This is a genomic window from Devosia sp., assembly GCF_017307565.1.
Classification (GTDB): Bacteria; Pseudomonadota; Alphaproteobacteria; order Rhizobiales; family Devosiaceae; genus Devosia.
This window is the reverse complement of sequence record NZ_JAFKHD010000319.1, coordinates 1-24,658: the sequence shown is the minus strand read 5'-3', so window position 1 is coordinate 24,658 and position 24,658 is coordinate 1. Positions and strand designations below refer to the sequence as shown.

Annotated in this window: 19 protein-coding genes and 1 riboswitch; of the genes, 12 read left to right on the top strand and 7 right to left on the bottom strand. The window is 63.4% G+C overall.

Translation table 11 applies throughout. The features are described from left to right. Positions 1-97 precede the first annotated feature (97 nt). The 4 genes from J0I64_RS10770 to J0I64_RS10755 all read right to left on the bottom strand — a co-directional run bounded on the left by J0I64_RS10770 (position 98) and on the right by J0I64_RS10755 (position 5,147). Positions 98-1,189 (bottom strand): DUF1513 domain-containing protein, encoded by a 1,092-nt coding sequence (locus J0I64_RS10770; protein WP_291407979.1) that lies wholly within the window; start codon positions 1,187-1,189, stop codon positions 98-100. 2 nt (positions 1,190-1,191) lie between these two features. Continuing rightward, positions 1,192-2,238, bottom strand: a complete 1,047-nt coding sequence (locus J0I64_RS10765; protein ID WP_291407978.1) for an imelysin family protein — start codon at positions 2,236-2,238, stop codon at positions 1,192-1,194. Beyond that, positions 2,238-3,701: a di-heme oxidoredictase family protein gene (locus J0I64_RS10760; protein WP_291407981.1), complete on the bottom strand. Its 1,464-nt coding sequence runs from the start codon at positions 3,699-3,701 to the stop codon at positions 2,238-2,240. The genes J0I64_RS10765 and J0I64_RS10760 overlap by 1 nt, the downstream gene beginning before the upstream one ends. A 192-nt stretch (positions 3,702-3,893) precedes the next feature. Next, a complete protein-coding gene (locus tag J0I64_RS10755; protein ID WP_291407980.1) occupies positions 3,894-5,147 on the bottom strand; it encodes an imelysin family protein in 1,254 nt (417 codons plus the stop codon). Between the two features lie 152 nt (positions 5,148-5,299). Between J0I64_RS10755 and J0I64_RS10750 the strand changes: the two genes are divergently transcribed. The 3 genes from J0I64_RS10750 to J0I64_RS10740 are packed head-to-tail and all read left to right on the top strand — an operon-like array spanning position 5,300 to position 8,927. Beyond that, positions 5,300-6,301, top strand: a complete 1,002-nt coding sequence (locus tag J0I64_RS10750; RefSeq protein ID WP_291407977.1) for an iron ABC transporter substrate-binding protein — start codon at positions 5,300-5,302, stop codon at positions 6,299-6,301. Positions 6,302-6,312: 11 nt separating this feature from the next. Further along, a complete protein-coding gene (locus J0I64_RS10745) occupies positions 6,313-7,890 on the top strand; it encodes an iron ABC transporter permease (protein ID WP_291407976.1) in 1,578 nt (525 codons plus the stop codon). Next, complete coding sequence (locus J0I64_RS10740; RefSeq protein WP_291407975.1) at positions 7,887-8,927, top strand: ABC transporter ATP-binding protein; 1,041 nt, start codon at positions 7,887-7,889, stop codon at positions 8,925-8,927. The genes J0I64_RS10745 and J0I64_RS10740 overlap by 4 nt, the downstream gene beginning before the upstream one ends. On the opposite strand, the gene J0I64_RS10735 is transcribed toward J0I64_RS10740, so the two are convergent. Continuing rightward, the gene (locus J0I64_RS10735) at positions 8,924-10,582 is read right to left on the bottom strand and encodes a Na+/H+ antiporter (protein WP_291407974.1); all 1,659 of its coding nucleotides are present in this window, start codon (positions 10,580-10,582) and stop codon (positions 8,924-8,926) included. The two genes, J0I64_RS10740 and J0I64_RS10735, sit on opposite strands and share 4 nt — an antisense overlap. Before the next feature lie 355 nt (positions 10,583-10,937). On the opposite strand from J0I64_RS10735, the gene J0I64_RS10730 reads away from it, so the two are divergent. The 5 genes from J0I64_RS10730 to J0I64_RS10710 all read left to right on the top strand — a co-directional run bounded on the left by J0I64_RS10730 (position 10,938) and on the right by J0I64_RS10710 (position 16,264). Beyond that, positions 10,938-11,894, top strand: coding sequence for a tripartite tricarboxylate transporter substrate-binding protein (locus J0I64_RS10730; RefSeq protein WP_291407973.1), 957 nt, complete (start codon positions 10,938-10,940; stop codon positions 11,892-11,894). Next, positions 11,884-12,411, top strand: a complete 528-nt coding sequence (locus tag J0I64_RS10725) for a tripartite tricarboxylate transporter TctB family protein (RefSeq protein ID WP_291407972.1) — start codon at positions 11,884-11,886, stop codon at positions 12,409-12,411. The genes J0I64_RS10730 and J0I64_RS10725 overlap by 11 nt, the downstream gene beginning before the upstream one ends. A 3-nt stretch (positions 12,412-12,414) precedes the next feature. After that, complete coding sequence (locus J0I64_RS10720; protein WP_291407971.1) at positions 12,415-13,902, top strand: tripartite tricarboxylate transporter permease; 1,488 nt, start codon at positions 12,415-12,417, stop codon at positions 13,900-13,902. Between the two features lie 55 nt (positions 13,903-13,957). Then, the gene (locus J0I64_RS10715) at positions 13,958-15,478 is read left to right on the top strand and encodes an MmgE/PrpD family protein (protein ID WP_291407970.1); all 1,521 of its coding nucleotides are present in this window, start codon (positions 13,958-13,960) and stop codon (positions 15,476-15,478) included. 93 nt (positions 15,479-15,571) lie between these two features. Further along, the gene (locus tag J0I64_RS10710; RefSeq protein ID WP_291407969.1) at positions 15,572-16,264 is read left to right on the top strand and encodes a GntR family transcriptional regulator; all 693 of its coding nucleotides are present in this window, start codon (positions 15,572-15,574) and stop codon (positions 16,262-16,264) included. Here the strand turns inward: J0I64_RS10710 and J0I64_RS10705 are convergent. After that, positions 16,261-18,363 carry a CHASE2 domain-containing protein gene (locus J0I64_RS10705; protein ID WP_291407968.1) on the bottom strand — a complete coding sequence of 701 codons (2,103 nt, stop codon included), beginning with the start codon at positions 18,361-18,363 and terminating at the stop codon, positions 16,261-16,263. The two genes, J0I64_RS10710 and J0I64_RS10705, sit on opposite strands and share 4 nt — an antisense overlap. Positions 18,364-18,374: 11 nt before the next feature. Continuing rightward, positions 18,375-19,286, bottom strand: a complete 912-nt coding sequence (locus tag J0I64_RS10700; protein ID WP_291407967.1) for a helix-turn-helix domain-containing protein — start codon at positions 19,284-19,286, stop codon at positions 18,375-18,377. A 162-nt stretch (positions 19,287-19,448) separates the two neighbouring features. On the opposite strand from J0I64_RS10700, the gene J0I64_RS10695 reads away from it, so the two are divergent. From J0I64_RS10695 to iolC, 4 genes are all read left to right on the top strand, one after another. Next, positions 19,449-21,452, top strand: a complete 2,004-nt coding sequence (locus J0I64_RS10695; RefSeq protein WP_291407966.1) for an aldo/keto reductase — start codon at positions 19,449-19,451, stop codon at positions 21,450-21,452. A gap of 177 nt (positions 21,453-21,629) precedes the next feature. Further along, a riboswitch (FMN riboswitch) is annotated at positions 21,630-21,777 on the top strand. Between the two features lie 97 nt (positions 21,778-21,874). Further along, complete coding sequence (locus J0I64_RS10690) at positions 21,875-22,846, top strand: DMT family transporter (protein ID WP_291407965.1); 972 nt, start codon at positions 21,875-21,877, stop codon at positions 22,844-22,846. Positions 22,847-22,974: 128 nt separating this feature from the next. Further along, a complete protein-coding gene (locus J0I64_RS10685; RefSeq protein ID WP_291407964.1) occupies positions 22,975-23,814 on the top strand; it encodes a MurR/RpiR family transcriptional regulator in 840 nt (279 codons plus the stop codon). Between the two features lie 92 nt (positions 23,815-23,906). After that, a partial coding sequence (iolC, locus tag J0I64_RS10680; RefSeq protein ID WP_291407963.1) for a 5-dehydro-2-deoxygluconokinase occupies positions 23,907-24,658 on the top strand: 752 nt, incomplete at its 3' end.

The window sequence follows — 24,658 nt, the reverse complement described above, 5'->3', positions numbered from 1 at the left end:
GTCGTCGGTTCAAATCCGGCCGCTCCGACCATTTCACCAAATTGGCGAGTTTTTTGAGCCCGAGGCACCTGCCTTCGGGCTTTTTGCTTTTTGCAGGTTAGCCCAGTCGCAGCATGTGGTTGTCGAAGAGGAATTCGAACTGCTGCTGAGGGCGGGTGGCACCGGCCAGGCCGATCATTTCACCGCGACCGCTGGTGGCGACGAAGCCGGATTGGTCGGCCGCGAGGCCGCAGCCATTGCGCAGGGTTTCGACGAGGACCGGGCGCTTTTGCTCGGCGTCGATGGCGATGAGGAGGTCGCCCTCTGGGGAAGAGACGGCAATGGTGTTGCCATCGGTGGAGGCGGCGACGGAGCCGACATAGTTGCGCAGATCGCGCAGCGTGTCCGGGGGGAGCTCGATGAGGCGGATTTCGCCATCCATCGTCGCGTAGCCGATGAGCTGAGGGCTGTCGCTGGGGGCGCCCTTGTATTGGCAGCCGAACCAGACGCGGTACTTACTGTCCACCGCCATATGGCGGATGGAAAGCTGGTGGAGGCCGGTTTCTAGGCGAAGCTGGCCGACGAGTTTGCCGTCTCGGCGGTCGATGAAGACCACTGATGGGTCCATGGTGTCGATGTTGAGTTCGGCCCTGCCGTAATCGGGATGGGTTTCGATACCGCCATTGGCGACAACGAAGGTTACGCCGTCGGGCATGAGCAGCATTTCGTGCGGGCCGGTGCCGTAGGTGGGGAGCTCGCCGATGCGGCGGTAGCTACCTGTGGCGTCGTAGATGCCGATAACGCCCTGGGCGGCTTCGAAGTCGCTTTCGGTGGCGTAGAGGAGGCGTCCATCGGGCGAGAAAACGCCGTGGCCAAAGAAATGGCGGCCTTCGATGCTGGTGAGGGTTTGCGGGGCCTCGTTGCCGAAGGGGTCGAACACCAAAGCGAAAGTGCCGGGCTGGCGGGCGAAGACGACGCCCCTGCCCGCTTCGCGGCTGATGGTGATGTCGTGGCCGCGATCGGGGAGATCGATCATGGAGATGACGTCGCCGCGCTCGCCCATGAGGACTGCGCCATATTTCCCGGCGGAGGTCTGGATGGAGCTGGCGAAGACCAGCTCATTGGTTTCGAGGGCCAGCAATTGGCGCGGGGCGAGGCTCGCGAGGAAGCCGGCGCCGGCGGATTTCAGGAAGGCGCGGCGCTGCCACATGGTCAGTCCCCATCCAGCGAGGAGAAGCCGACGCTGAGGCCAAGCCTGGCCGAGAGATCTTCGCCAATGAGGCGCTGCAGGTCTTGGGTGGCGGTGACAAGATCGGCGAGCGCTGCGGATTGGGCGGGATCGGCAACCGCTTCTTCGACTGGTGAGGTGACCGCGACGATGGCAGCTTCGGCGCGAGCGAAGGCGGCTGTTATTTCGAGCGACAAGGCGGGATCGGTGACGATGCCCGACAGCTCGATGAGGCGGCGGAGGCCGTCGAGGTTGGCCCGCAACATGGGCAAGGTCTGGTTGGAGCGCCAGAACAGGGCCTGTTTTGGATTGGCCTTGCCGTCGCCCTTGGCGATGAAGGGATTTATCCGGGTATCGCGCACGGCTTCGATGCCGTGGGAGACGAGGCCGACAATGGCTTCGAGGGATTCGGTGGTGGTGCGATAATCGGCGTAGGCCGGGTCAGGCTGGGTCAGGCGTTTGGCGATGCCTTCGGGATCGGCCCAGCCGGCGGCGATTTCGCCGGCCATTTCTTCGAGGTTTTTGGCGATAGCGGCGCCATAGGCGCAGCGGAATGCACCATCAGAGGTGGTCAGGGTTTCAAAGCCGGTGCCGAAGAGGACGAATTCGAGGGCGCCAAAGCCCTGGACGGCGATGCTCTTTTGCTGGAGGCCGGGAACAGTGGCGGAGGCAAGGTCGGCTTCGGCGAGGAGTTGTTGGACCTGGCGGAGGCCGATGCCTTTTCGGTCGGGGAAGAAGAGGATGCGATCAACGCGGTTGTCTTCCATGAGCGGACCGACACGGAGGAACTCCATGCGGCCATAGGCTGTGGCGGCCTTGGAGAACGCTTCTTGCGCTCCGGTCAGATCACCGTTTTCGCAAAGGACGTACATGGCCTTTGAAAGTTCGGTCGTGCTTGTCGCGAAGGCTTTGGTCTGGGGCCGGATGAAGTTGGTGACGCTCGAGCGGAGCATTTCGGAGGGGGAAATGATCTGCGCCGTTGCTGGGGTGGCCAGCAGGAGGGCGGCGAAAATGGCGACGAGAATACGCATCAGAGGGACCCCAGGAATTCCAAGAGATCGGCACGTTGTTTGGCCGTCATGGCGGCAAAGGCATCGCGAGATTTTTGGGCCTCACCGCCATGCCAGAGGATGGCTTCGGTGAGGTTTCGCGCGCGACCATCATGCAGGAAGAAGGTGTGGCCCGAAACCGTCTGGGTGAGGCCGATGCCCCAAAGCGGCGCGGTGCGCCACTCGTAGCCATCGGCCTGGCCTTCGGGGCGGTGATCGGCAAGGCCCTCGCCCATGTCGTGCAGCAGGAAATCGGAATAGGGCCAGATCAGCTGGAAGCGATGGGCGGGGTTTTCTGCCGCCTTGCTGGTGACGAATTTGGGGACGTGGCAGGACGCACAGCCCGCGGTGTAGAAGGCTTCCTTGCCGGCGAGGACAGGCTCGCTTTTGACGTCGCGGCGCTCGGGGACGCCGAGGGTCTGGGCGTAGAAAGTGACGAGGTCGAGGACGGGATCGGGCGCTTCGCTCACGCCGAGGCGGGCCTGTTCGCCGGTGGGCATGGCGAGGCACTGTGGCTGGTTCTCGGTGCAGTCGCCGTGGGGCAGGTTCACCAGAGGCGTTGAAATGCCAATGTCACCGGCAAAGGCGGCGGCGGATTGGCTGCGGATGGTGGCCATGCCGGCTTTCCAGCCGAAGCGGCCGAGCATGACGGTGTTGGTTTCGGGGGCGATGGTCCAGTTAGGCCGGCCGGAAATGCCGTCGCCATTGGCGTCATCGGGATCGGCATTGGCCAGAATGTCTTCGGCGGGAATCTGTTCGACGAGGCCAAGGCCAATCATGGGATTGGCGATGCGGGGGGAGAGCATCACATCGTCGGCAAGAGGGCCATAGGCGAGGTCGGCGATGGAGTATTTTGGCGAGCGCAGGGTGACGACGGTGCCGTCGCCCAGGGTGACGGGCAGATCGGTGTAGTCGATGACCATTCGGCCTTCAGCAGCAAGGCCGGGGACGGCGAAATCCTGCAACTGGGTGCCGTAGGTGGGATCGCCGACTTCGCCTGATATGACGCCATCCATCGCGAGGCGCGTGTCGGGCTCTTTCGGGGGGACCGAGAGGCGCAGGAACATCGAGACATTTTCGGCCTGGCCCTCGAAGGGCGGATGACCACGGCCGTCCTTGATGTGGCAGCTCTGGCAACCGCGGGCATTGAACAGGGGACCGAGGCCATCTGAAGCCTGGGTGGAGCTCGGGGAACTGACCCAAATCTTTCGGAACAGAGCATTGCCGAGCTTGAACTGCTCCTCCTGCTCGAAGGTCAGGTTGTCCTGAAAGTGGCTGAAAGAATCCTGATTGACGGAAAAGCGCGTGGTGGCCTTGCCGGCGGGATTGGTCTCAAAATTCTCCGGCTTGGAAAAGTCCGTCGTGGGGGCGGTCACGGCGCGGACGCGCGCGAGGGCGTCGCCGGTCACATCGGTGCGCACGCCATAATCCTGGGCGAAAACCATGCCGCCCAAGAGGAGAGCGAGCAGCGCGAAAGTGAGACGGATTTGCATGGATGACGACGCTCGACGATTTACGCGCTTGCCCACTTCTTCGTCGTCACCACCGGGCTTGTCCCGGTGGTTCACGCGGAGGCGAGATGGATTGCCGGGACTGGCCCGGCAATGACGATCATAGAGCGTTTTGCGCCTGCCGTCTTACTCGAACACAGCGTCCGGGTTTGACAGCGAGTCGCTGTCTTCGATGGTCACGTTGTCGAGTTGCAGCAGGGCCACGGCGCGTTCGATGCCGCGGGTCTGGGCAATGAGACCGTCGATGGCGGCCTGGACCACCGCGTTGCCCTCGACATTGCCTTCGCCGATCTGCTGGTCATAGGCTTCGCCGGCTTCGGCGCGGTCGGCCATGACGTGCATCTTGCTGAGGGTATCAGCGAGGAGGCCCTTGATTTCGGTGTCGAGGGCGGCGTCCTTGGCAGCGATCACGTCGGAGATCGAGGGGCCATCAACGACAGTGCCGTCAACGCGGGTATATTTGCCGAGATAGACGTTTTCGATGCCCTGAGCGTCCTGCAGGTGCGAGACGTGGGTATTGTCGGAGAAGCAGTCGTGCTCTTCTTCCGGATCGTGGAGAAGCAGGCCGAGCTTCATGCGTTCGCCGGCCAGTTCACCAAAGCTGAGGGAGCCCATGCCGGTGAGAATGGCGGAGAGGCCGAGTTCGGGGAGCGCAGCGCGGGCGGCGCCAGTTTCGGTCCAGTTGCCGACCATTTCTTCGAGGTCGGAGACCAGGAGCGTCGTGGCGGCCTTGAGATAGGCGCCGCGGCGGTCGGCGTGGTCGGCGGTCGAATAGTCGGTATAAGGACGGTTGCCGGCGCCGGGACCCGTACCGTTGAGGTCCTGGCCCCAGAGCAGGAATTCGATAGCGTGATAGCCGGTGGCTACGTTGGACTCGACGCCGGCGGCTTCCTGCAGTTCGTTCTGGAGGAGTTCGGGCGTGATGTCGGTGGCGTCGACTTCAGTGCCGTCGATGATGATCTTGGGATTGGCGATGACGTTGGCGACATAAAGCGCGTTGCTGTCGCTTTCGGTGCCGTAGGCGGCGTCGACATAGTCGATCAGGCCTTCATCGAGTGGCCAGGCGTTTACGCGGCCTTCCCATTCGTCGACGATCGGGTTGCCGAAGCGGAAGGCCTCGGTCTGCTGATAGGGAATGCGGGCGACCTTCCAGGCGGTGCGGGCGGCAGCCAGCGTTTCCTCGCTCGGGTTGGCGATCAACGCGTCAACGGCGGCCTCGAGCGCCTTGGCCGTGGTCAGCGCATCCTCGTAGCCGGCCAATGCGATATTGGCGTAGTTCGCCAATACGTCGGCGTCGCTGGGCGCCTGTGCATAGGCCGCAACGGGCGCGACCGAGAGCGCGAGTGTCAGGGCGAGACCGCGCAACGTGCGCTTGCCAATAGAGAGCATCAGCCATTCCTCCGGGTGAAAGCACGAAAGGTGAGTACGCTCGTCACCTTAGTAAATCAACTGCCGATGGACATGGACCTCGCTTCAAATTAGACAGAGCATATCAAGTTTGAAGAGCGGCCTCTGACGCCGCAGTGTGCGACATGACCAATCGACTACCCGTTGTCCTCGGAGCGTTGCTCACCCTTGGTATTGGCCTGCCCGTTTCGGCGCAGGAAAACCCGATCGTGGTCTATAATGCGCAGCACGAAACGCTGGCGCAGGAATGGGCCACGGCCTTCACCGAAGAGACCGGCATTCCCGTGATCATCCGGCAGGGCTCCGACCTCGAAGTCGCCAACCAGATCCTGCAGGAAGGCACCAATTCGCCGGCCGACGTTTTCCTGACCGAGAATTCGCCGGGCATGGTGCTGGTGGACAAGGCCGGGCTGTTCGAGCCCCTGCCCCAGGACATTCTGGACCAGGTGCCGGCGCAGTTCCGCCCGCAGAACGGCAATTGGACCGGGATCGCGGCGCGCTCGACGGTCTTTGCCTATAATGCCGAGAAGCTCAGCGAAACCGACCTGCCCAAGACCATGGCAGCGCTGGCCGAGCCCGAGTGGAAGGGGCGCTGGGCCGCCTCGCCAAGCGGGGCGGATTTCCAGGCAATCGTTGCGGCCTATCTGGTGCTGGAGGGCGAAGTTTCAACGCTCGACTGGCTCAAGGGCATGCAGGAAAACGCCGTGATCGTGCGCGGCAATCGCGCAGCTCTCGCCACCGCCAATAATGGCGAAGTCGATGGGGCGCTGATCTACCACTATTACTGGTTTGGCGATCAAGCCGGGACCAAGGAAAGCAGCGGCAATACCAAGCTGCACTATTTCGGTAATCAGGACCCCGGGGCTTTCGTGTCGATTTCGGGCGGTGGCGTGCTCAAGTCTAGCCAGCACAAGGACGAAGCCCTGTCTTTCCTGCACTTCATCACCAGCGCCAAGGGGCAGGATGTGCTGCGCGATGGCGCTTCCTTCGAATATGCGGTTGGCGTCGACCATGCCTCCAATCCGGCGCTGCCGCCTCTGACGGAACTCGGCGCACCCGATATTGACCCGACCCAGCTCGACACGGTTCGTGCGGCTGAACTGATGACCGAGGCAGGGCTGCTCTAGCGGCAAAGGTCATGGCGGTTTCGATCGATCTGACGGCAGCGAAGGCAGGCAGCTCAAGCCGCATGCCTCATGGAACGGGCCATCCCCTGATCCTGGGGGCGGCCGTGCTGACGGGGCTTTTGAGCCTGCTGCCACTTGGATTTGTCGTCTATATCGCAGCAACGAGCGGTTGGGAGACCATTGCGGACCTGGTGCTGCGGCCCAAGGTCGGGGCGCCCGTGGTCAACACATTGGCGCTGCTGGTGCTGGTCCTGCCGCTCTCGGCGGTGCTGGCCGTGGCTCTCGCCTGGCTGATCGAGCGCACCGACCTGCCCTATGCGCGACTTTGGTCGTGGCTGGTGATCGCGCCGCTAGCGCTGCCGGCTTTCGTGCACAGCTATGCGTGGAATGCCTTCATGCCGCGCTTTCATGGGCTCGGCGCGGCTGTTCTGGTGTCGATCCTGGCCTATCTGCCATTTCTCTATCTGCCAGTGGCGGCGCAGCTGCGGCGACTCGACCCAGCACTGGAGGAAACCGCGCAATCGATGGGGAAGCGGCCGGCGGTGGTGTTTTTCCGCGTGGTGCTGCCGCAATTGAGGCTGGCGATCATGGGCGGATCGCTGCTGATCGGGCTACACCTCCTCGCCGAATATGGGCTGTTCGTGCTCACCCGGTTCGACACCTTTGCCACGGTGATCGTTGACCAGTTTCAGTCGGTCTATAATGGGCCCTCGGCGAACCTGCTTGGTGGCGTTCTGGTCTTGCTGTGCCTGGCGCTGCTGGGCCTTGAAACGCGCCTGCGCGGCGACGAGCGCTATGCGCGAGTGGGTTCGGGCGCAGCGCGGCGACGTAGCCGGGTGCCACTTGGAGAGTGGCGATGGGCGGCATTGGCGCTACCGCTGGCTTTTGCGCTGCTGTCGCTCGCCGTGCCGGTGTTGACGCTGGCGCGGTGGCTCTGGAGCGGCGGGGCGGCCATCTGGCGGCTGGAGTTTATTATTCCTGCGCTGGGACAGACGGCCATGCTGGCGCTGGCGGGGGCGGTGATGACGACGCTCGCTGCTGTACCGATGGCCTGGCTCGCCGTGCGGGCGCCAGGTCGCGTTCAACGGGTGCTTGAGGCCTGCCATTCCTATGTCGGCGCCCTGCCCGGCGTCATCATCGCGCTGGCGCTGGTGAGCATTACCGTGCGGGTGGCCTTGCCGCTTTACCAGACGCTGGCGACGCTGCTCTTTGCCTATGTGCTGATGTTCCTGCCACGGGCGCTTGTTGGCCTGCGGACGAGCATTGCCCAGGCGCCGGTGGAACTGGAGCGGGCTGCCGCAAGCCTTGGGCGACCGCCTGTTGCCGCCATCTGGCAGACGACCATTCGCCTGGCTGCGCCTGGCGCCATGGCGAGCGCGGCGCTGGCAGCGCTGGGGATCACCACGGAACTGACGGCGACGCTGATGCTGGCGCCGAACGGCACGCGGACGCTCGCCATGCGTTTCTGGTCTTATACGAGCGAGCTCGACTTTGCCTCGGCTGCACCCTATGCGCTGCTGATGATCGTTCTTTCCATTCCCCTTGTCATTCTGCTGCACATGCAGTCCGACCGTGTGGAGCAAGTGTGACCATGCTCGAATTGCGCGGCATCAGCAAAAGCTATGGCGACCAGAAGGGCGTGGAGAATGTCGATCTGGTGGCGCCCGATGGTAGCCGCACGGTGATCGTCGGGCCATCGGGCTCAGGTAAGACCACCCTCCTCCGGCTGATTGCCGGGTTCGAAGCGCCCGATAGAGGCACGATCAGCCTTGGCGGCCGGTTACTGCATGGCGCGGGAGGCTCGGTGCCGCCGCATCAGCGCAATATCGCCTATGTGGCGCAGGAGGGCGCACTCTTTCCGCATATGAGCGTCGCCGACAATATCGGCTTCGCCATTCCCCGGCAGACCGTGGACCGCGCCCGGCGCGTGGACGAACTGCTGGCGCGCGTGGGCCTGACGGCTGCTTTTCGCGATCGTCGGCCGCATGAACTTTCAGGCGGGCAACAGCAGCGCGTGGCGCTGGCGAGGGCGCTGGCGCAACAACCGGACCTGATGCTGCTCGACGAACCGTTCTCGGCGCTCGACACTGGCTTGCGCGAGGCCATGCGAACCATGGTGGGCGATGTGCTGCGGGATGCCGGGATCGCCAGTGTGCTGGTGACGCATGACCAGGCAGAGGCGCTGGCCTTTGCCGATCATCTGGTGGTCATGCGCGACGCCTCGGTTGCCGATGCCGGCCCGCCGCAGCGGCTCTACGAGCGGCCGGCCGATATCGATGTCGCGCGGTTTCTTGGCGAGGCCATCGTGCTGCCGGCTACGATCAGCGGCGGGCGCGCACAGACGGCGCTCGGCGATGTGCGGGTGCGGCACGACGATGCCGCGCGAGCCAATGTGCTGGTGCGGCCGGAACAGGTCAGGGTCGCACCGCAGTCGGACGGCGTGGGCGCGCTGGGGCGCATCCTGCACCGGGCCTATCGCGGGGCACAATGGCGGCTCGAGATCGAGTGCCAGGAATGCGGCCTTGCCGAACCCTTCTCGATCGACGTGCCAGCCTCGTTCGAGCTGAGCCCGGGCGATCACGTGCGGCTCAGTATCGCCGACGAGGCCTACGTCCTGCCACGCTAGAGCCGGCCGGCGCCTTTGGTCATGCCGTCCATCAGGGCCTGTTCCAGGTCCATCTGCTCAAGCACTTCGCGCAGCACCATGTCATCGAGCTCGCGGGCATCGCGCGCAGCGATAAGACGTCGACGACGGGCATCGAGCAGGAGCTGACCGAGTTCGAAAGCTTCCTTGCGGTCAAAGCCGCGGACCCCGCCCTCGGCCTCTTCCGCTTCTTCATCGGCTGAAACGCGGTCGGCGCGGCGCTCCATGGCATCGGCGAGGCGCTGAGCCCGTGGCGAGGCGTGGGTGCGGCGGAATTCGTCAAGCGCTTCGGCATTGGCCTCGTGCGCCAACCGATGGGCCAATTGATGCTGGGCTTCGGCATAGGCCTTGTCTTCGTCGTCCTCGAGGCTCAACCGCTCGATCAGCCATGGCAGGGAAATGCCTTGCACGAGCAGGGTAGCGATGGTGACGAGAAAGGCGAGTGCCACGATGGCTTCGCGATAGGGGAAGGAGCCGCCGGCAACGGTCATGAAGGGAATACCGGCTGCGGCGGCCAGGGTGACCACGCCCCGCATGCCGGTCCAGGACAGAACTGCATTTTCTTTCCAGGTCAGGGGCACTTCGGGCGTCGGAGGCGGGCGGCGCCGCGGATTGCGCGGCGGATCGGCCAGACGCTTCATGACCGCGCGATGGCGCCAGCGCGCGAGCAAGGCGGTGCCGAAAACCCAGGCAAAGCGGACGACCACGGTCGTAAGGAAAATGGCGACGCCGCCGAGGAGGAGGTCGCTGATGTCGAGCCCCGCGGCAAGCGCGTCGTCGATAACGAAGCGCAATTGCAGGCCGATATAGGCGAAGACGAAGGTTTCGAGCAGCGTGTCGATGGTGCGCCAGAACTGCCGCTCCTGCATGCGCTCTTCATAGCCCGACTGCGTGCCGTGATGACCGAGGGCGAAGCCGGCCGCGACCACTGCGAGAACGCCGGACGCGTGGAACTCTTCGGCAACGAGATAGGCCGCGAAGGGCACGATGACGGAAATCACCGTGGCCAGCGATGGATTGGCGAGGCGTCGACGCGCGTACTGGGCACCATGACCGATGACCAGGCCCAGAATGACACCAACCACCGCTGCGTAGAGGAAATAGAGCGCCGTGTTGTCGATGAAGGCGTGGGTGCCGGCGGTCGCGGCGACAGCGACGGCCAGCAGCGTCAGCGCGGCGGCGTCGTTGATGAGGCTTTCGCCTTTGAGCACGGTCATCAGGCCCGAGGGGAGGCCTGCCTTGCTGCCGATGGCAATGGCGGTAACCGCGTCTGGCGGGGCGACAATGGCACCAAGGACCAGGGCCGCAGCTATCGGCATGCCAGGCACTGTGAGGCTCGCGACTGCGGCGACCGCGGCAGCCGAGGCAAAAACGAGGAAAACGCCGAGATTGACGATGGAGCCGAGGCGCTTGACGAAGCTGGTGAAGGAGAAATCCGAGGCGGCCGAAAACAGCAGCGGCGGCAACACGATGCCGAGGATCACCTCTGGTTCGAGTTCGAGCCGGTGTAGACCGGGCATGAAGGATGCGCCGAGGCCAACAATTGCCACAAGCAGGGCCGGCTGAAAATTTCTGCGCTCGGCGAAGGCCGTGATGGCTATGGCAATGATGATGACGACAAGAATTTCGGCGAACATGACGGCTCCGAAGCGCGGCACCAAAGACCGGCTGATGCGCCGCCTCCAGTACAGCAAAAATGCGGCAACAGCGCCTGGCGGCACAGCCCTAAAATTTCAGAACCGCCCAAAAAAACTGCCCTATGGGGCGACCTTACCGCGTTGAGCCCCCAATTTCTCGTGAAGCGCAGAGCCAACTCTGCCCCCGACGGCGCCTTCGACCAAGGTCGCATTTCCGCATTCTGTCGGCAGAATTATGCTTGTTGACGCCGAAATCGCGATGTGATCACATCTTCGTGCAAAATCTGTCGACAATTTTGAGCGCAGTCGGAGGAACCGGCAAGGTGTCGGAATACGGGCGCTCGGGAGGATAAGAATGAAGTTTTCGCAAACGCTTGCGGCTCTAGCCATGACGGCAGCGCTGGGCACTGGCGCAGCCAGCGCCCAGGTCAACGTCATGCTGCCGGCCAATCCTGGCGGTGGCTGGGACGGGACCGGCCGCCAGGCGTTCCAGGCGCTGAACGATGCCGGCATCTATACCGGCGGCGTCAATTTCACCAATACCGGCGGCGCCGGTGGCACTGTGGGCCTTGCCGAATTCCTCGGCACCTCCACCGGCCAGCCTGATGCCCTCGCCGTGTTCGGCGCCATCACCGTCGGCGCAATCGCGCTCAACAACTCGCCCATCAACCTGGCCGAATTCCGCCCGGTTGCCCGTCTGACGGCAGAATATCTCGTCGTCGCCGTGGCTGCGGATTCGCCCTACAACACGCTGGCCGACCTGGTTGCGGCCATCAAGGCAGATCCGGGCGCACACCCGGTCGGCGGCGGCTCCGCCGGTGGCGTAGACAACATTGCTGTGGCTCTGCTCGCGCAGGCCGGTGATATTCCCGTGGCCGACCTCAACTACATTCCGCAGACTTCGGGCGCTGAAACCGTCACTGCCATCGTCAATGGCACCCTGACGGCAGGCGTTTCGGGCACTTCGGAATTCAGCCAGTTCGCTCAGCAGGGCCGCATCAAGCTGCTCGCCGTGACCTCGGCCGAACGTCGCCCCAACCTGCCTGACGTGCCGACCTTCCACGAAGCCGGCTATGACGTCGAGATCGCCAACTGGCGCGGTATCCTGGCGGCTCCGGGCGCTCCGGATGACAACTACGCCACCTGGGTCGACCGCTTCACGCAGCTCTCCAAGAGCGATGCATGGAAGCAGGTTCTCGAGACCCAGGGCTGGGAAGACTACTTCCTCGCCGGCGACGAATTCGGCACCTTCATTGCCGAAGAAACCGAGCGTCAGGGCCAGATCCTGAAGGACGCCGGCCTTGTCAACTGACGGCAATAATACGACGGAAGGGGGCAGCCCGACGGCTGCCCCCGCTTCGCCAAAGCCTTACTGGATCGGGATCGGCCTGATGGTGCTGGGGGCCGTGTGGCTCTACAACGCCTTTGGCCTGCCGCAAGGCGCGCGCTATGCCGCCGTGGGTCCGGGGCTTTTTGTTACGGTTGCCGGCGCAGGCCTGTTGGTCCTCGGCGCCGTTCTGGTTCTGCAGATCTGGCGCGGTGAAAGCTTTGTGGCGCAGGACGCCGAAGACGCCGACGGCGCCACCAAGATGGACAAGCGTGCATTCGTGACAGCGCTCCTCGCCGTCGCGCTGCCGATCGCCACCATGGGCCCGCTGGGCATGCCTTTTACCGCGACGCTGTCATTCGTACTGGTCGCCAATGCCTTTGGTTCGCGCCGCTGGTGGCTCGACATCATCTATGGCGGCATCCTGGCGTGCGCCTCGTGGTTCCTGTTCGCTCAGCTGGGATTGCAGCTCGGCCGGTTCTTTCCGCCGCTGGGAGTGTAAGTCATGGAAACTTTTGAACTTCTGCTCCATGGCTTCAGCGTGGCGCTGCAGCCTACCAATCTCATGTGGGCGCTTGTCGGCTCGGTGCTCGGCACCGCCATCGGCATTCTTCCCGGCATTGGCCCCGCGCTGACCATTGCGCTGCTGCTGCCGGTAACCACTGCGCTCGCCCCGACTTCTGCCTTTATCATGTTCGCCGGCATTCTCTATGGCGCGATGTATGGCGGCTCGACCACCTCCATCCTGCTCAATACGCCGGGGGAAGCGGGGTCGATGATGACCGCGCTCGAGGGCAACAAGATGGCCCGGGCCGGGCGCGGCGCTGCGGCGCTGGCCACAGCGGCGATCGGCTCGTTCGTTGCCGGCACCATTGCGACTTTGGCCCTGACCTTTGCCGCGCCCGCGGTTGCGGAACTGGCCTTTTATTTCAAGCCGACGGACTACTTTGCCATTACTGCGCTGGCCTTCTGTTCGGTGGCCGTGGTGATGGGCACGTCGCGTACGCGCGGGTTTGTATCGCTGTTCCTCGGCATTGCCATTGGTGTCATCGGCATCGACACGATGACGGGGCAACCGCGCCTCACCTTCGGCAATATGCAGCTGTTGCGCGGCATTGCGCTGACCGTGGTGCTGGTGTCGCTCTTTGCGGTTGGGGAAATTCTCTATGTCGCGAGCCGCTATCGGTCGACGCCGGGCGTGATGGCGCCGATCAAGGGCCAGCTCTGGATGACCAAGCAGGATTGGGCACGGTCGTGGAAGCCCTGGCTTCGCGGTACGGCGATCGGGTTCCCCATGGGCGCCCTGCCCGGCAGCGGTTCGGAAATTCCGACCATGCTAAGCTATACGCTGGAGCGGAAGCTGACCAAGCATCCGGAAGAATTCGGCAAGGGTGCCATCGAGGGTGTGGCCGGGCCGGAAGCGGCGAACAACGCGGCGGCGGCCGGTATTCTGGTGCCGCTGCTGACGCTGGGCCTACCGACTTCGGCGACGGCGGCAGTGCTGCTGGCAGCATTCCAGAACTATGGCTTGCAGCCGGGACCCTTCCTCTTCACGTCCAATCCGGCGCTGATCTGGGGGCTCATTGCCTCGCTCTATGTGGGCAATGTCATGCTGCTGGTGCTCAATCTGCCGCTGGTGGGGATCTGGGTGCAGTTGCTGCGCATACCGCGGCCGCAGCTTTATGCCGGTATTCTGGTCTTTGCCATGATCGGCGTGTGGGGGCTGGCGGGATCGTGGATGGACCTGACCATCATGCTGGTCGTTGGCCTCGGCGGCTATGTGATGCGGGTTTATGACTTCCCTATTGCGCCAGTGCTGATCGGGCTCATTCTCGGGCCCATGGCGGAAACGCAGCTGCGAACGGCGCTTGCCGCCGGCCAGGGCAATCCGCTTGTGCTCGTCTCGACGCCGCTCTCGGCTGTTCTCATCACCCTGGCCGTGCTGTTGCTGGCACTGCCGATCCTGCTGAAGCGCCTGCGCGCCAACGCCTGAATTGTCGCGGCGCTCCGGCGCCGCGGCTCCCGTTTCGACCAAGGAACTTGCAAGAATGAAGACCTACGACGTCAAGGTTCATCCCTCAGCCGCCAACCTGCCCCGCGAGCAGCAGCTTGCCTGGCACATTGCCGAGTTTGCTGCCAATTGCGGCCCGCTCGATGCCGATGTTGTCGAGATGATCGCCTGCCGTATCGTCGACAATGCCAGCGTTGGCCTCGCCGCCATCAATCGCGCTCCCGTCGCAGCCGCGCGCGCCATGGCGCTGGCGCATCCGCGCAAGGGGGGCGCAACGGTTTATGGTCTCGGCAGCGGCGTGCGCGTCGATGCGGAATGGGCCGCCTGGGCCAATGCCACCGCCGTGCGCGAACTCGACTTCCATGACACTTTCCTCGCCGCCGACTACTCGCATCCGGGCGACGCGATCTCGCCGCTGGTGGCCGTGGCACAGCAGATGGGCATAGACGGCAGCGCTTTGGCGCGCGGCATCGCCGTGACCTATGAAGTGCATGTGGCGCTGGTGAAGGCGATTTCGCTGCACAAGTACAAGAAGGACCACGTGGCCCATCTTGCGCCGGCAACCACGGCCGCTATCGGCGCCATGCTGGGCCTGCCGACGGAAGTTATCTTCCAGGCGGTCAATCAGGCCGTACATCTGAGCTTTTCGACCCGCCAGTCCCGCAAGGGCGAGATCAGCTCGTGGAAGGCCTATGTGCCTGGTTTCTCGGGCAAGCTGGCCATTGAATGCATCGACCGCGCCATGCGCGGCGAGGCTTCGCCGTCGCCGATCTATGAAGGCGAAGATTCCGTCATCGCCTGGATGCTGGGCGGCAAGAACGATGCCTATCAGGTCTCCCTGCCCGCCCCCGGCGAGAGCCCGCGCGGCATCATGGAAACCTATACCAAGGCGCACTCGGCCGAGTATCAGGCGCAGGCGCTGATCGACCTTGCCATCGACCTTTCGGGGCAGATCGGTGACCTTTCGAAGGTTAGGGATATCCTCCTTGAAACCAGCCATCACACGCATAACGTGATCGGCACAGGCGCCAACGATCCGCAGAAGATGGATCCGGAAGCGTCACGCGAAACGCTCGATCACTCGATCATGTATATCCTCGCGGTCGCCCTTGAGGACCGCAAGTGGCACCATGTCGACTCCTATACGCGCGAACGCGCCCGCACGCCGTCGACCGTGGCGCTCTGGCACAAGATCCGTACCGTGGAAGAGCCGTCCTGGACCGTGCGCTACCTCGATCCCAATCCGGACAAGCGTGCCTTTGGCGGCAAGATCATCGTCACGCTTGATGATGGCCGCGTGATCACCGGCGAGCGCGGCGTGGCCGACGCCCACCCCAACGGCAACCATCCCTGGACCTGGCCGGACTATGCCGGCAAGTTCGAAACCCTGACCAAGGGCGAGCTGGCCGATGCCGACCGCAAGGCTTTCCTTGAGGCAGCAAAGGGCTTTGCTGGTCTCCCCGCAGGTAAGCTCGATGTGCTTATTCCTGCCCTGCCGCAGGGCAGTGTGAACCCATCTAAGCCGACCGGTCAGGGCATTTTCGACCACGGGCTCTAAGAGCGGAACAGACAGGATCGCGCCGCTTTGCGTGGCGCGATCCATGGGCTATGGAACCCGCCCACGCTGGACTCAAAGGATCGATTGCGCGGCATGACGACGATGGATCAAGACGCCGAAACTATCGAAACTGCCGATGACCGGCTGCTGACCGATCAGTTGTTCGAGCAATTGAGCGAAGCCATTGTCGTGGGCACCTTTGCGCCCGGCACCAAACTCAGCGAACCGCGCCTTGCCGCCCAATATGGCGTGAGCCGCGGTCCCCTGCGCGAAGCCATCCGGCGGCTCGAAGAGCGCAAGCTGGTGACGCGCGCACCGCGGCAGGGCGTGCGGGTTGTTGCGCCGACGCCCAATGACGCGCTGGAGCTGTTCACCATCCGCGAAGTGCTCGAAGGGCTGGCGGCGCGGCATGCGGCCGAAAACGCTACCGACGCAGAAATCGAGCAGCTGCGCGCCATGCTGGCGCACCATCGCGATGCGCTCTCGAAACCCGATGCCATGGTCTATTGGCAGGCGACCGCCAATTCGGACTTCCACTTCATGATCGTACGGGTCGGGCGCAACCAGCACCTCTTCGACCTGCTTTGCGGCGAGTATTACACCCTGTTCCGGCTCTATCGCATGCAGCACCGTATCGTGCCCGGCCGTGCGCAGCGGGCGCTTGCCGAGCATGAGCGGATCGTCGAGGCTATTGCGGATCGTGATGGGGAACTGGCCGAAATCCTGATGCGCCGGCACATTACGTCGGCGCGTGTCGGTCTGATCGCGCAGGCGGCGGCGACCTAGTGGCCAGCGGCCTTTTGTGCCGGCGGCATCTCGGTCACGGCGGCGGGGAAGTCGGAGAGGCGGCCGGGCAGGCAGGCATAGAACTGGGCGAGCTCGGTCTCGACGCCTTCGGCCAGGGCTTCGCAGCGTTTCAGCAGAGGTTCGTCGAGCGTGCCCCGCGCGAGGGCGGAGATCAGCTCGGTGTGGCTGGTGAGCAGGGTCTCGAAGGCAGCGCTTGATCGAACGGTGTCGTCGCCAACGAGGAGCTTGATCGCCTCGCGGCCGGACATGCCTTTCAGCTCCACCTCACCCGCATCGAGAAAGGCCAGATTTTGAGCCTGCGCGGCCATTTCGGCGGTGGCGAGGATGCTGTAGCCAACGGCCTTGCAGACGCCCTCGATGCGGCTCGCGACATTGACCGTGTCGCCGAGGCAGGAATAGTCGAAGCGCTTCTCAAAACCCATATTGCCAACCAGCGCCGGGCCGGTGGCGATGCCAATGCCGATATGGATGGGATCGGCGCTGTTCCGATTGAGATCGCGGAGGGCCGTGCGCATCGCGAGAGCCGCCCGACCGGCGAGGAGGGCGTGGTCCTTTTCGTCGGCCGGGGCGTTCCAGAAGGCCATGACGGAGTCGCCCATGAACTTGTCGATAGTGCCACGATGGCGAATGATGGCGCCGCCGAGCGCGGCGAACAGGCCATTGAGAATATTGACCAATTGGTCCGGCGTCGTGCGCTCGGCAAGGGCGGAGAAATTGCGTACGTCGGAGAACATCACCGTCAATTCGCGGACATTGCCGCCGAGGCGCAGGAGGCTCTGGTCGGCCTCGATCTGGGTCAGCACCGAGGGTTCGACATAGTAGCCGAAGGCCCGGCGAATGCGGCGACGGTCGAAATCGGTGACGGTGAAGCGCAGGAAGGCCATGGTCGCGTAGGTGACGAGAGCGGCAAAGAGCGGATAACTCGGATCGATCAATAGGCCCGGGCTCGAAAAACTCCACCAGCTGAAGGAAAGCGCCGCAGCCACCACCGCAGCCGAGACTCCCAGCCCGAGCAGCGGGCCGGAAACGACGACGGCGAGCACGATGGCAAAGCCTGACAGTACGAGCAGGAACAGCTCCAGCCCCGAAACCCAATCGGCGCGGTCAAGGAAGGTTTGGGTCAGTATCTGTTCGATCGCTTGCAGGTGGATGGAAACGCCGGGAACGGGTGTGCCCAGCGCGCTGATGCGGATGTCATTGAGGCCCGTCGCTGAACTGCCGATGAAGACGATATGGCCGGCGATGAGCGGTGCGAGGACCGCGTAGTCATTGTTGAGGACGTCGGTGGCGGGGAGATAGGTTTCGGGCGGCAGTTCGCGATAGTAGAGCCAGAGATCGCCCGAGGGGCCAGTGGGAACGGTGAAATCGCCGACGCGGACCGAGTCCACCGTGCGCCCGTCCACGCTATCGCCTGCAACAACCAGCGTCGGCACGCCCGTGGCGACGCGCAGGGCTTCGATGGCGAGGGTTGGTATGGCACCAGCATCAACCCGCCAAAGGAGGGGGAGGCGTCGGGCAACGCCGGCGCCTTGGCGGTCGAGACTGGCGACGCCGAGGCCACGCGCTGCCGCCGCCAGAACCGGGAGCGGTTGGGCGGCGCCGCCGAGTTCGGGCACGGCAGCCAGAGGATCCGCGCCGGTTGTGGCGAGGCCCGCCTTGGCGGGCGCGGTAACCGGAAGGGCGCTACCGTTTTGGGCCAGGCCCAGCACGGTTGGGCCGGAGGCAAGCGCGGTGGCGAATGCCTGGTCGGCGTTGGCTGCGCCGGAAGGGCGCTCGGCTTCGCTAAAGAGAATATCGAAGGCGATGGCTGCAGCGCCGAGCTCGGTCAGCCGTTCCGAAAGGCGGGCAAAGGTTTCGCGCGGCCATGGCCATTGGCCGATCTCGGCCATGGAGGTTTCATCGATATCGATGACGCGAACCGGCAGGTCGGGCGGGGCCGGACGGGGGCGCAGTTGCTGGAAGAAATCGAAGCTGGTCTCGCGGGCGACCCGGACGGGATAGGGATCGGCCAGCCGAAGCACGGCGAGAGCGAGAATGACCAGGAGCCCCAGAGTCAGCGCCGCGAGGTGCCTGCCCATGCCCCCTGCCCTCAATTATAGGGCGTGCAGGCAGCAACGCGCGGCGGCAGGGCGGCGCTGGGGCGCGAGCGGAGATCGCGGCGGAAATCGCTCGGGGACATGCCAGCGATCTTGCGGAAAAGCTTGTTGAAGGCGCTGAGCGAACCGAAGCCGCTATCCATGGCCACCTGCAGCACATTGGCATCGTCGCGCATGAGCAGCGCCTGAGCATAGGACAGGCGGATGAGATTGACGTAGTCGTTCAAGGTCATGCCGGTGCATTTCTTGAAGACCGTCATGGCATATTTGGGGTGCACATCGGCCGCCACGGCGATGTCGACGGAGTCGATATCCTCGCGGAAATTGTCGGCGATGTAGTCGCAGATGCGCACGACGATGGGCGAAATGTGCTGATCGGTGCCGTGATCATCTGAGGCGGTGCGGCGGCCAGAGAGCTCATAGGGGGCGAAGCGGATACGCTCGATGCGGAGCAACAGCTCATCCACCGCCATGCTGATTTTCAGCGGATCGCCGGAGCGGACATAGTCATTCCAGCGGGCGAAATTGACCGGGTCGGACTGGTCCGTAGCTTTGCTGACAAGGGCCGCGCCTTGCATGAGGCCGGCCTGCACGCCTTGCGGCAGCCGCAAACGGAAGAAGTGGACGAGCGGCAGGTGGCCGCCGGCATAGACGAGGTCTTCTGAGGCGTCGTCGAGCCGGTGCGGCTGGCCACCCCAGAAAAGGGCGAGATCGCCGGCGCCGAAGCGAACTTCATAACCGCTCATGGCATAATGGGCCCAGCCGCGGACGATGTAGTTGACTTCGACCTGCGCGTGCCAGTGAGGCGAGCGCATCAGCAGCGGGGACGCGTGGAACATGTTCAGCTCGGTTGGCAGGTGTTCCACGCCATCGAGTGCCGGCTCATAGTAGCCGCGCTCCGCCATCTTACTATCCGCCAATTTAAAATACCCGATAAGAGCGACTGCTCATGAGGAGTGATTAGCTTAGGTAGCGCTCGGCACAAGAGCAAGGGAGGAGAGTGCGCGGGGTTTTGGAACCTTCGCGCCGGCCCGCCTTGGCCGAAGGATATATTCGAGGACCAGACCATGACCGACAAGAAGATTCGCTGGGGCATTATCGGGCCAGGCAGCATCGCCAAGGCGTTCCGCGGCGGGCTCAATGGATCGCAGCACGGCGTGCTGGCGGCAATTGCCACGCGCGACCCGAGCAAGCCAAGCCTTGCCGAAGACTTTCCGGGCGTCCGCGTGGTCAAGGGCTATGACGCCCTACTCGCCGACAAGGACATCGACGCCGTCTATATCGCCGTACCGCATACCGGCCACGCCGAATGGGCGATCAAGGCCGCGGAAGCAGGCAAGCATGTGCTGGTGGAAAAGCCGCTGGCGCTCTCGGCGCACGAAATCGACGCCGTATTCCATGCGCACAAGAAGGCCGGCACCTTTGCCGGTGAAGCCTTCATGTATCGCCTGCATCCGCAGGTGAAGCAGCTGATCGACCTGATCAAGTCCGGCGCCATTGGCGAAGTGCGGATGATCCAGTCGAGCTTCGGCTTCTCAATGGGCAAGTTCCAGCCGCAGCATCGCCTGTTTGCCTCGGCGCTGGCCGGCGGCGGCATTCTGGACGTGGGCGGCTATCCAGTTTCGATGGCACGCCTGATTGCCGGCGCCACGCTCGGCAAGCCGTTTGCCGATCCAGTGAAGGTTTCCGGCACCGCCAAGCTCAACGCCGAAGGCACCGACGACTGGGCGGCCGCCATCCTGACGTTCGAGAACGGCGTCGTCGCGCAGGTTTCTTGTGCTGTGATGGCTAATCTGGACAATGTGCTGCGCATCCATGGCTCCGACGGCCGCATCGAGGTGCCGGACTTCTGGTTTGCCGCGGGCGACCGCACGCACGGACCCGGACGGATCGACATCGTCAAGGGCGGCACCGTCGAGACGCTGAGCCTCGGCGAAGAACGACATGTCTATTCGTTCGAGGCCGATGCCGCTTCGCTCGCCATTCTCGAGGGCCGGCACGAGTTTGCGTCGCCGGGCATGAGCTGGGCCGATAGCCTCGGCAATGCGCGCGTGCTCGACCAGTGGCGCCGCGATGCCGGGATCGAATATTCGGTCGAGAAGTCGATCAATCGCGTCACCACGCTCGACAACCGCAAGCTCGGCCCGAATACCGGCGTCATCCCGAAGCGGACCATTCCGGGGCTCAAGAAGCAGGCTTCGGCCGTGGCGCTGGGTTTTGAGGACTTCAAGACCTTCTCCTCGGGCGCGATTCTGCTCGATGCCTTCTGGGAAAAGGGCGGCAATGTCTTCGACACCGCCTTCATTTATGCGGGCGGCTACACCGAAAAGCTCTTCGGCGAATGGCAGAAGAGCCGTGGCGTCCGCGAGGACGCCGTGGTCATCGGCAAGGGCGCGCACTCCCCGCTCGTCTATCCCGACGTGATCGGCAAGCAACTGACCCAGACACTGGACCGCCTGCAGACGGACTATGTCGACGTCTATTTCATGCACCGCGACAATACCGATGTGCCGGTGGGTGAGTTCGTCGACGCCATGGATGCCGAGGTGAAGGCCGGCCGTATTCGCGGGCCGTTTGGCGGGTCAAACTGGACCAAGGAGCGCATGGACGAGGCGATTGCCTATGCCGAACGCACCGGCAAGACCACGCCGCAAGCGCTTTCCAACAACTTCGCGCTGGCCGAAATGCTCGATCCGATCTGGGCAGGTTGCGTGACGGCCTCGACGCCTGACTTCAAGCAGTGGCTGATCGATCGGCAGGTGACGAACTTCTCGTGGTCGAGCCAGGCCCGCGGCTTCTTTACCGACCTTGCCGGCCGGGACAAGACCGACAACGAGGAACTGGTTCGCGTCTGGTACAATGACCAGAATTTTGGTCGCCGCGACCGGGCCATCGAGCTTGCCAAGCAGCTGGGCTACAGCCCGATCCATGTGGCGCTGGCTTATGTGCTGGCCCAGCCCTTCCCTAGCGTGACGCTGATCGGGCCGCGCCGTCTGGTTGAACTCGAAGACAGCCTCAAGGCTTTCGAGATCAAGCTGACGCCGGAACAGGTGAAGTGGCTGGAAGGCTAAGCGGCCAAAATCTCAAGTAGATCAAGGGGTCCGGCGACGGGCCCCTTTTTCGTTGGCAAAGAGCAGCGGGCACATTCGTTTCGACTGTTCACCGTGGGAAGACAGTTTGTACCCTTTGGTGCAATTGCCAGGGCCAGGACCCTGCCCTATGTTATCCATCGTGAGATTACGATTTCACACTGTTCTCAGGGCGGGGCGAAACTCCCCACCGGCGGTAAAGGCGGAAACGCCAAGCCCGCGAGCGCTTCTGGTTTCGGCCAGGAGGTCAGCAGATCCGGTGTAACTCCGGAGCCGACGGTCATAGTCCGGATGAAAGAGAATGGGTTGGCGTCAAGCGTCTGGCTTAACTCGCGTTTTTCGCGGGCAGAGCTCGCGTTGCCTTCCCGTAACCCTGGGGAAACTGGTTACGGAAAGGACTACATATGAACCAGATTTCCTCTTCTACCCACGCCAGCGCCGCCTCGGGCGCCGCTTTCATGTTGGCCGCAAGCTTAGCCTTTGCTGGCTCCAACACGCTGCAGGCGGTTTTGCCGACTCCTACCGAGTATGGCGGGTTCGGCATGAGTTCGACCAGCATGGCCTTTTGGCAGTATGTGATCGCCTCTATTCTGGCGCTGCCGCTGATTTTCCGCATTGGTATCAATAATTTACGTACCAGCCATCCGCTTGCGCACGAGATTCGGGCCTTCAGCTCGGCGCTCGGCGTACATGTTTTCGTCTACGGTTTTGCCTCGGGCGTCCCGATCTGGCAGATGGTGACGCTGCTCGCCACCGGGCCGCTGTTCATCATTCTCGGCTCCACCCTACTTCTGGGCGAAAGAGCCTCCACCGCTCGGCTCGGGGCGGCCCTCATCGGCTTTGCCGGCGCCATTCTCGTCTCGGGCGTTGGTGCTGAAGGCTTTACGTGGCAGACCTTTGTGCCGATTTTGGCGGCGGCACTTTGGGCGACGACCGACATTCTCACCAAGTATCTGACGCGCAAGGGAGAGAGCCCGGAAACCCTCACCATTTCGCTGCTGGTGTTGATTACCCCGAACCACCTGGCAATTCTGTTGCTGGCTACGGCCTTCGCGTGGGTGCTGCCGACCGGTGCTGCGCCGGGCTTTCCGTTTGCACTGCCGACCGGCACGGGTCTGCTGCTGCTCCTGCTGCTGGGCGCACTGACGGGTGCGGCGCAGTATCTGCTGAGCTTCGCCTATCGCGCCGCAGATGCAACCTTTCTGCAGCCATTCGGCGACCTGAAGGTGCCACTTGGGGCGATCGTCGGCTGGATTGTGCTCGGCCAGGTGCCATCAATCTGGTTCTGGCCCGGCGCCGCACTCATAATCCTCGCTTCGCTGTTCCTCTATCTCGTGGAGGGTCGCGATCGGCCTTCCAAGCTTGCGACGGCATAACGTTCTAAACGTAGAATAATTCTTCCAAATCCGACGCCAGCAATGGCATATTGCCGGCGTCATTTTTTTGACGCGCCGGAGTCGCCGCTCACGCTTTTCGGTTCGACGCTTCATTTTGAGGGATTTTTATGGACCGGGGAGAGATTCAGGCTGCGCCGAAGAATTTCGAGGCACTGCGGACACTTATCCTCGAACGGCGGCGCGAGCTGCCCAAGCGACTCGCCCAGGTGGCCGCATTCGCGCTCGATAATCCCGACGAGATCGCCTTTGGCACCGCGGCCAGCATTGCGACCGCGGCGGAAGTGCAGCCTTCGACGTTGGTTCGCTTTTCGCAAACCTTTGGTTTTGATGGCTTTTCAGCGCTGCAGACGGTGTTCCGAGCGCGGTTGCGGGAGCGCAATTCGAGCTATGAAGATCGGCTGGCGGAGCTGGAAGGGGGCGATGCCGCACCCGCGGGACCGGCGGCGATTCTCAACTCGTTCATATCGGCGGCGCATCGCAGCATCGACAATTTGAGTGCCGCAATCGACCCGCAGAAGTTCGAATCCGCTAGCAGACTGTTAGCATCTGCGGGCACCATTCACCTGTTGGCGCGACGCAGGAGCTACCCGATCGCGACCTACATGGCCTATGCGCTCTCCCAGCTCAAAATCCGCTGCCAGATCGCCGGGACGGCATCGGGCATCGACGACGACCAACTCGCCCTCGCAGATGAGGGCGACGCGGCTTTTGCAGTCAGCTTTTCGGGCTATGCGCCCGAGACAATCGCCCAGGCTTCGGCGCTGGCGGCGCGCGGCATCCCGGTCGTGTCGCTGACCGACTCGGCGTTTTCGCCGTTGGCGGAATGTTCAACCATCTGGTTCGAACTGGTCGAGGCCGACCATGCCGGTTTCCGCTCGCTGTCGGCCAGCATGGCCTTTGCCATGGCGCTGGCCGTGGCCATCGCCGAGGAGCGTCGGCGCCGCTGATTTTCATGATAGAACATACATTCTATATTTGAAATGATTTGGAAGATGTGTTTCAATTCGTCTCGTAGCAGAGCCGCCGCGGGAGGAATTAGGTGAGCACAAATAAGACGCTCGATGTGATCACCATTGGTCGTGCCTCGGTGGACCTCTATGGCCAGCAGATCGGTACTCGGCTGGAAGATATCGGCAGTTTTGCGAAATCGGTGGGTGGTTGCCCGACGAACATTTCGGTCGGCACGGCGAGGCTGGGGCTGAAATCGGCGCTGATCACGCGCGTCGGCAATGAGCAGATGGGCCGCTTCATTCGCGAGCAATTGCAGCGCGAGGGTGTCGAGACCAAGGGGGTCGTGACCGACCCCGAGCGCCTGACGGCGCTGGTGCTGCTCTCGGTCGAGAACGACAAGTCGTTTCCGCTGATCTTTTACCGCGACAACTGCGCAGATGCGGCGCTGAACGAGAGCGATATCGACGAGGATTTCGTCCGCTCGGCCAAGGCGGTGCTGGTAACGGGTACGCATTTTTCCAAGCCACATAGCGATGCGGCCCAGCGCAAGGCGATGCGGATCGCCAAGGCGAATGGCGCGCTGGTGGTGCTCGATATCGACTATCGGCCCAACCTCTGGGGCCTGGCCGGGCACGATGCCGGCGACAGCCGCTATATCGCATCGGACAAAGTTTCGGCACATCTCAAGACGGTGCTGGCCGATTGCGACCTGATCGTGGGGACCGAGGAAGAAGTGCTTATCGCTTCGGGCGAGAGCGACCTGCACGCCGCGCTCCGGACCATTCGCAGCATTTCGAGCGGGACCATTGTGCTCAAGCGCGGACCGATGGGCTGCATCGT

Excerpts from the sequence above, each read along its gene's own strand:
- J0I64_RS10685 (WP_291407964.1), top strand. The coding sequence starts at position 22,975 with ATGGACCGGGGAGAGATTCAGGCTGCGCCGAAGAATTTCGAGGCACTG.
- J0I64_RS10770 (WP_291407979.1), bottom strand. The coding sequence starts at position 1,189 with ATGTGGCAGCGCCGCGCCTTCCTGAAATCCGCCGGCGCCGGCTTCCTC.
- J0I64_RS10745 (WP_291407976.1), top strand. The coding sequence starts at position 6,313 with ATGGCGGTTTCGATCGATCTGACGGCAGCGAAGGCAGGCAGCTCAAGC.
- J0I64_RS10715 (WP_291407970.1), top strand. The coding sequence starts at position 13,958 with ATGAAGACCTACGACGTCAAGGTTCATCCCTCAGCCGCCAACCTGCCC.
- J0I64_RS10695 (WP_291407966.1), top strand. The coding sequence starts at position 19,449 with ATGACCGACAAGAAGATTCGCTGGGGCATTATCGGGCCAGGCAGCATC.
- J0I64_RS10720 (WP_291407971.1), top strand. The coding sequence starts at position 12,415 with ATGGAAACTTTTGAACTTCTGCTCCATGGCTTCAGCGTGGCGCTGCAG.
- J0I64_RS10705 (WP_291407968.1), bottom strand. The coding sequence starts at position 18,363 with ATGGGCAGGCACCTCGCGGCGCTGACTCTGGGGCTCCTGGTCATTCTC.
- J0I64_RS10765 (WP_291407978.1), bottom strand. The coding sequence starts at position 2,238 with ATGCGTATTCTCGTCGCCATTTTCGCCGCCCTCCTGCTGGCCACCCCA.
- J0I64_RS10750 (WP_291407977.1), top strand. The coding sequence starts at position 5,300 with ATGACCAATCGACTACCCGTTGTCCTCGGAGCGTTGCTCACCCTTGGT.
- J0I64_RS10735 (WP_291407974.1), bottom strand. The coding sequence starts at position 10,582 with ATGTTCGCCGAAATTCTTGTCGTCATCATCATTGCCATAGCCATCACG.
- J0I64_RS10760 (WP_291407981.1), bottom strand. The coding sequence starts at position 3,701 with ATGGTTTTCGCCCAGGATTATGGCGTGCGCACCGATGTGACCGGCGAC.
- J0I64_RS10690 (WP_291407965.1), top strand. The coding sequence starts at position 21,875 with ATGAACCAGATTTCCTCTTCTACCCACGCCAGCGCCGCCTCGGGCGCC.
- J0I64_RS10700 (WP_291407967.1), bottom strand. The coding sequence starts at position 19,286 with ATGGCGGAGCGCGGCTACTATGAGCCGGCACTCGATGGCGTGGAACAC.
- J0I64_RS10730 (WP_291407973.1), top strand. The coding sequence starts at position 10,938 with ATGAAGTTTTCGCAAACGCTTGCGGCTCTAGCCATGACGGCAGCGCTG.
- J0I64_RS10710 (WP_291407969.1), top strand. The coding sequence starts at position 15,572 with ATGACGACGATGGATCAAGACGCCGAAACTATCGAAACTGCCGATGAC.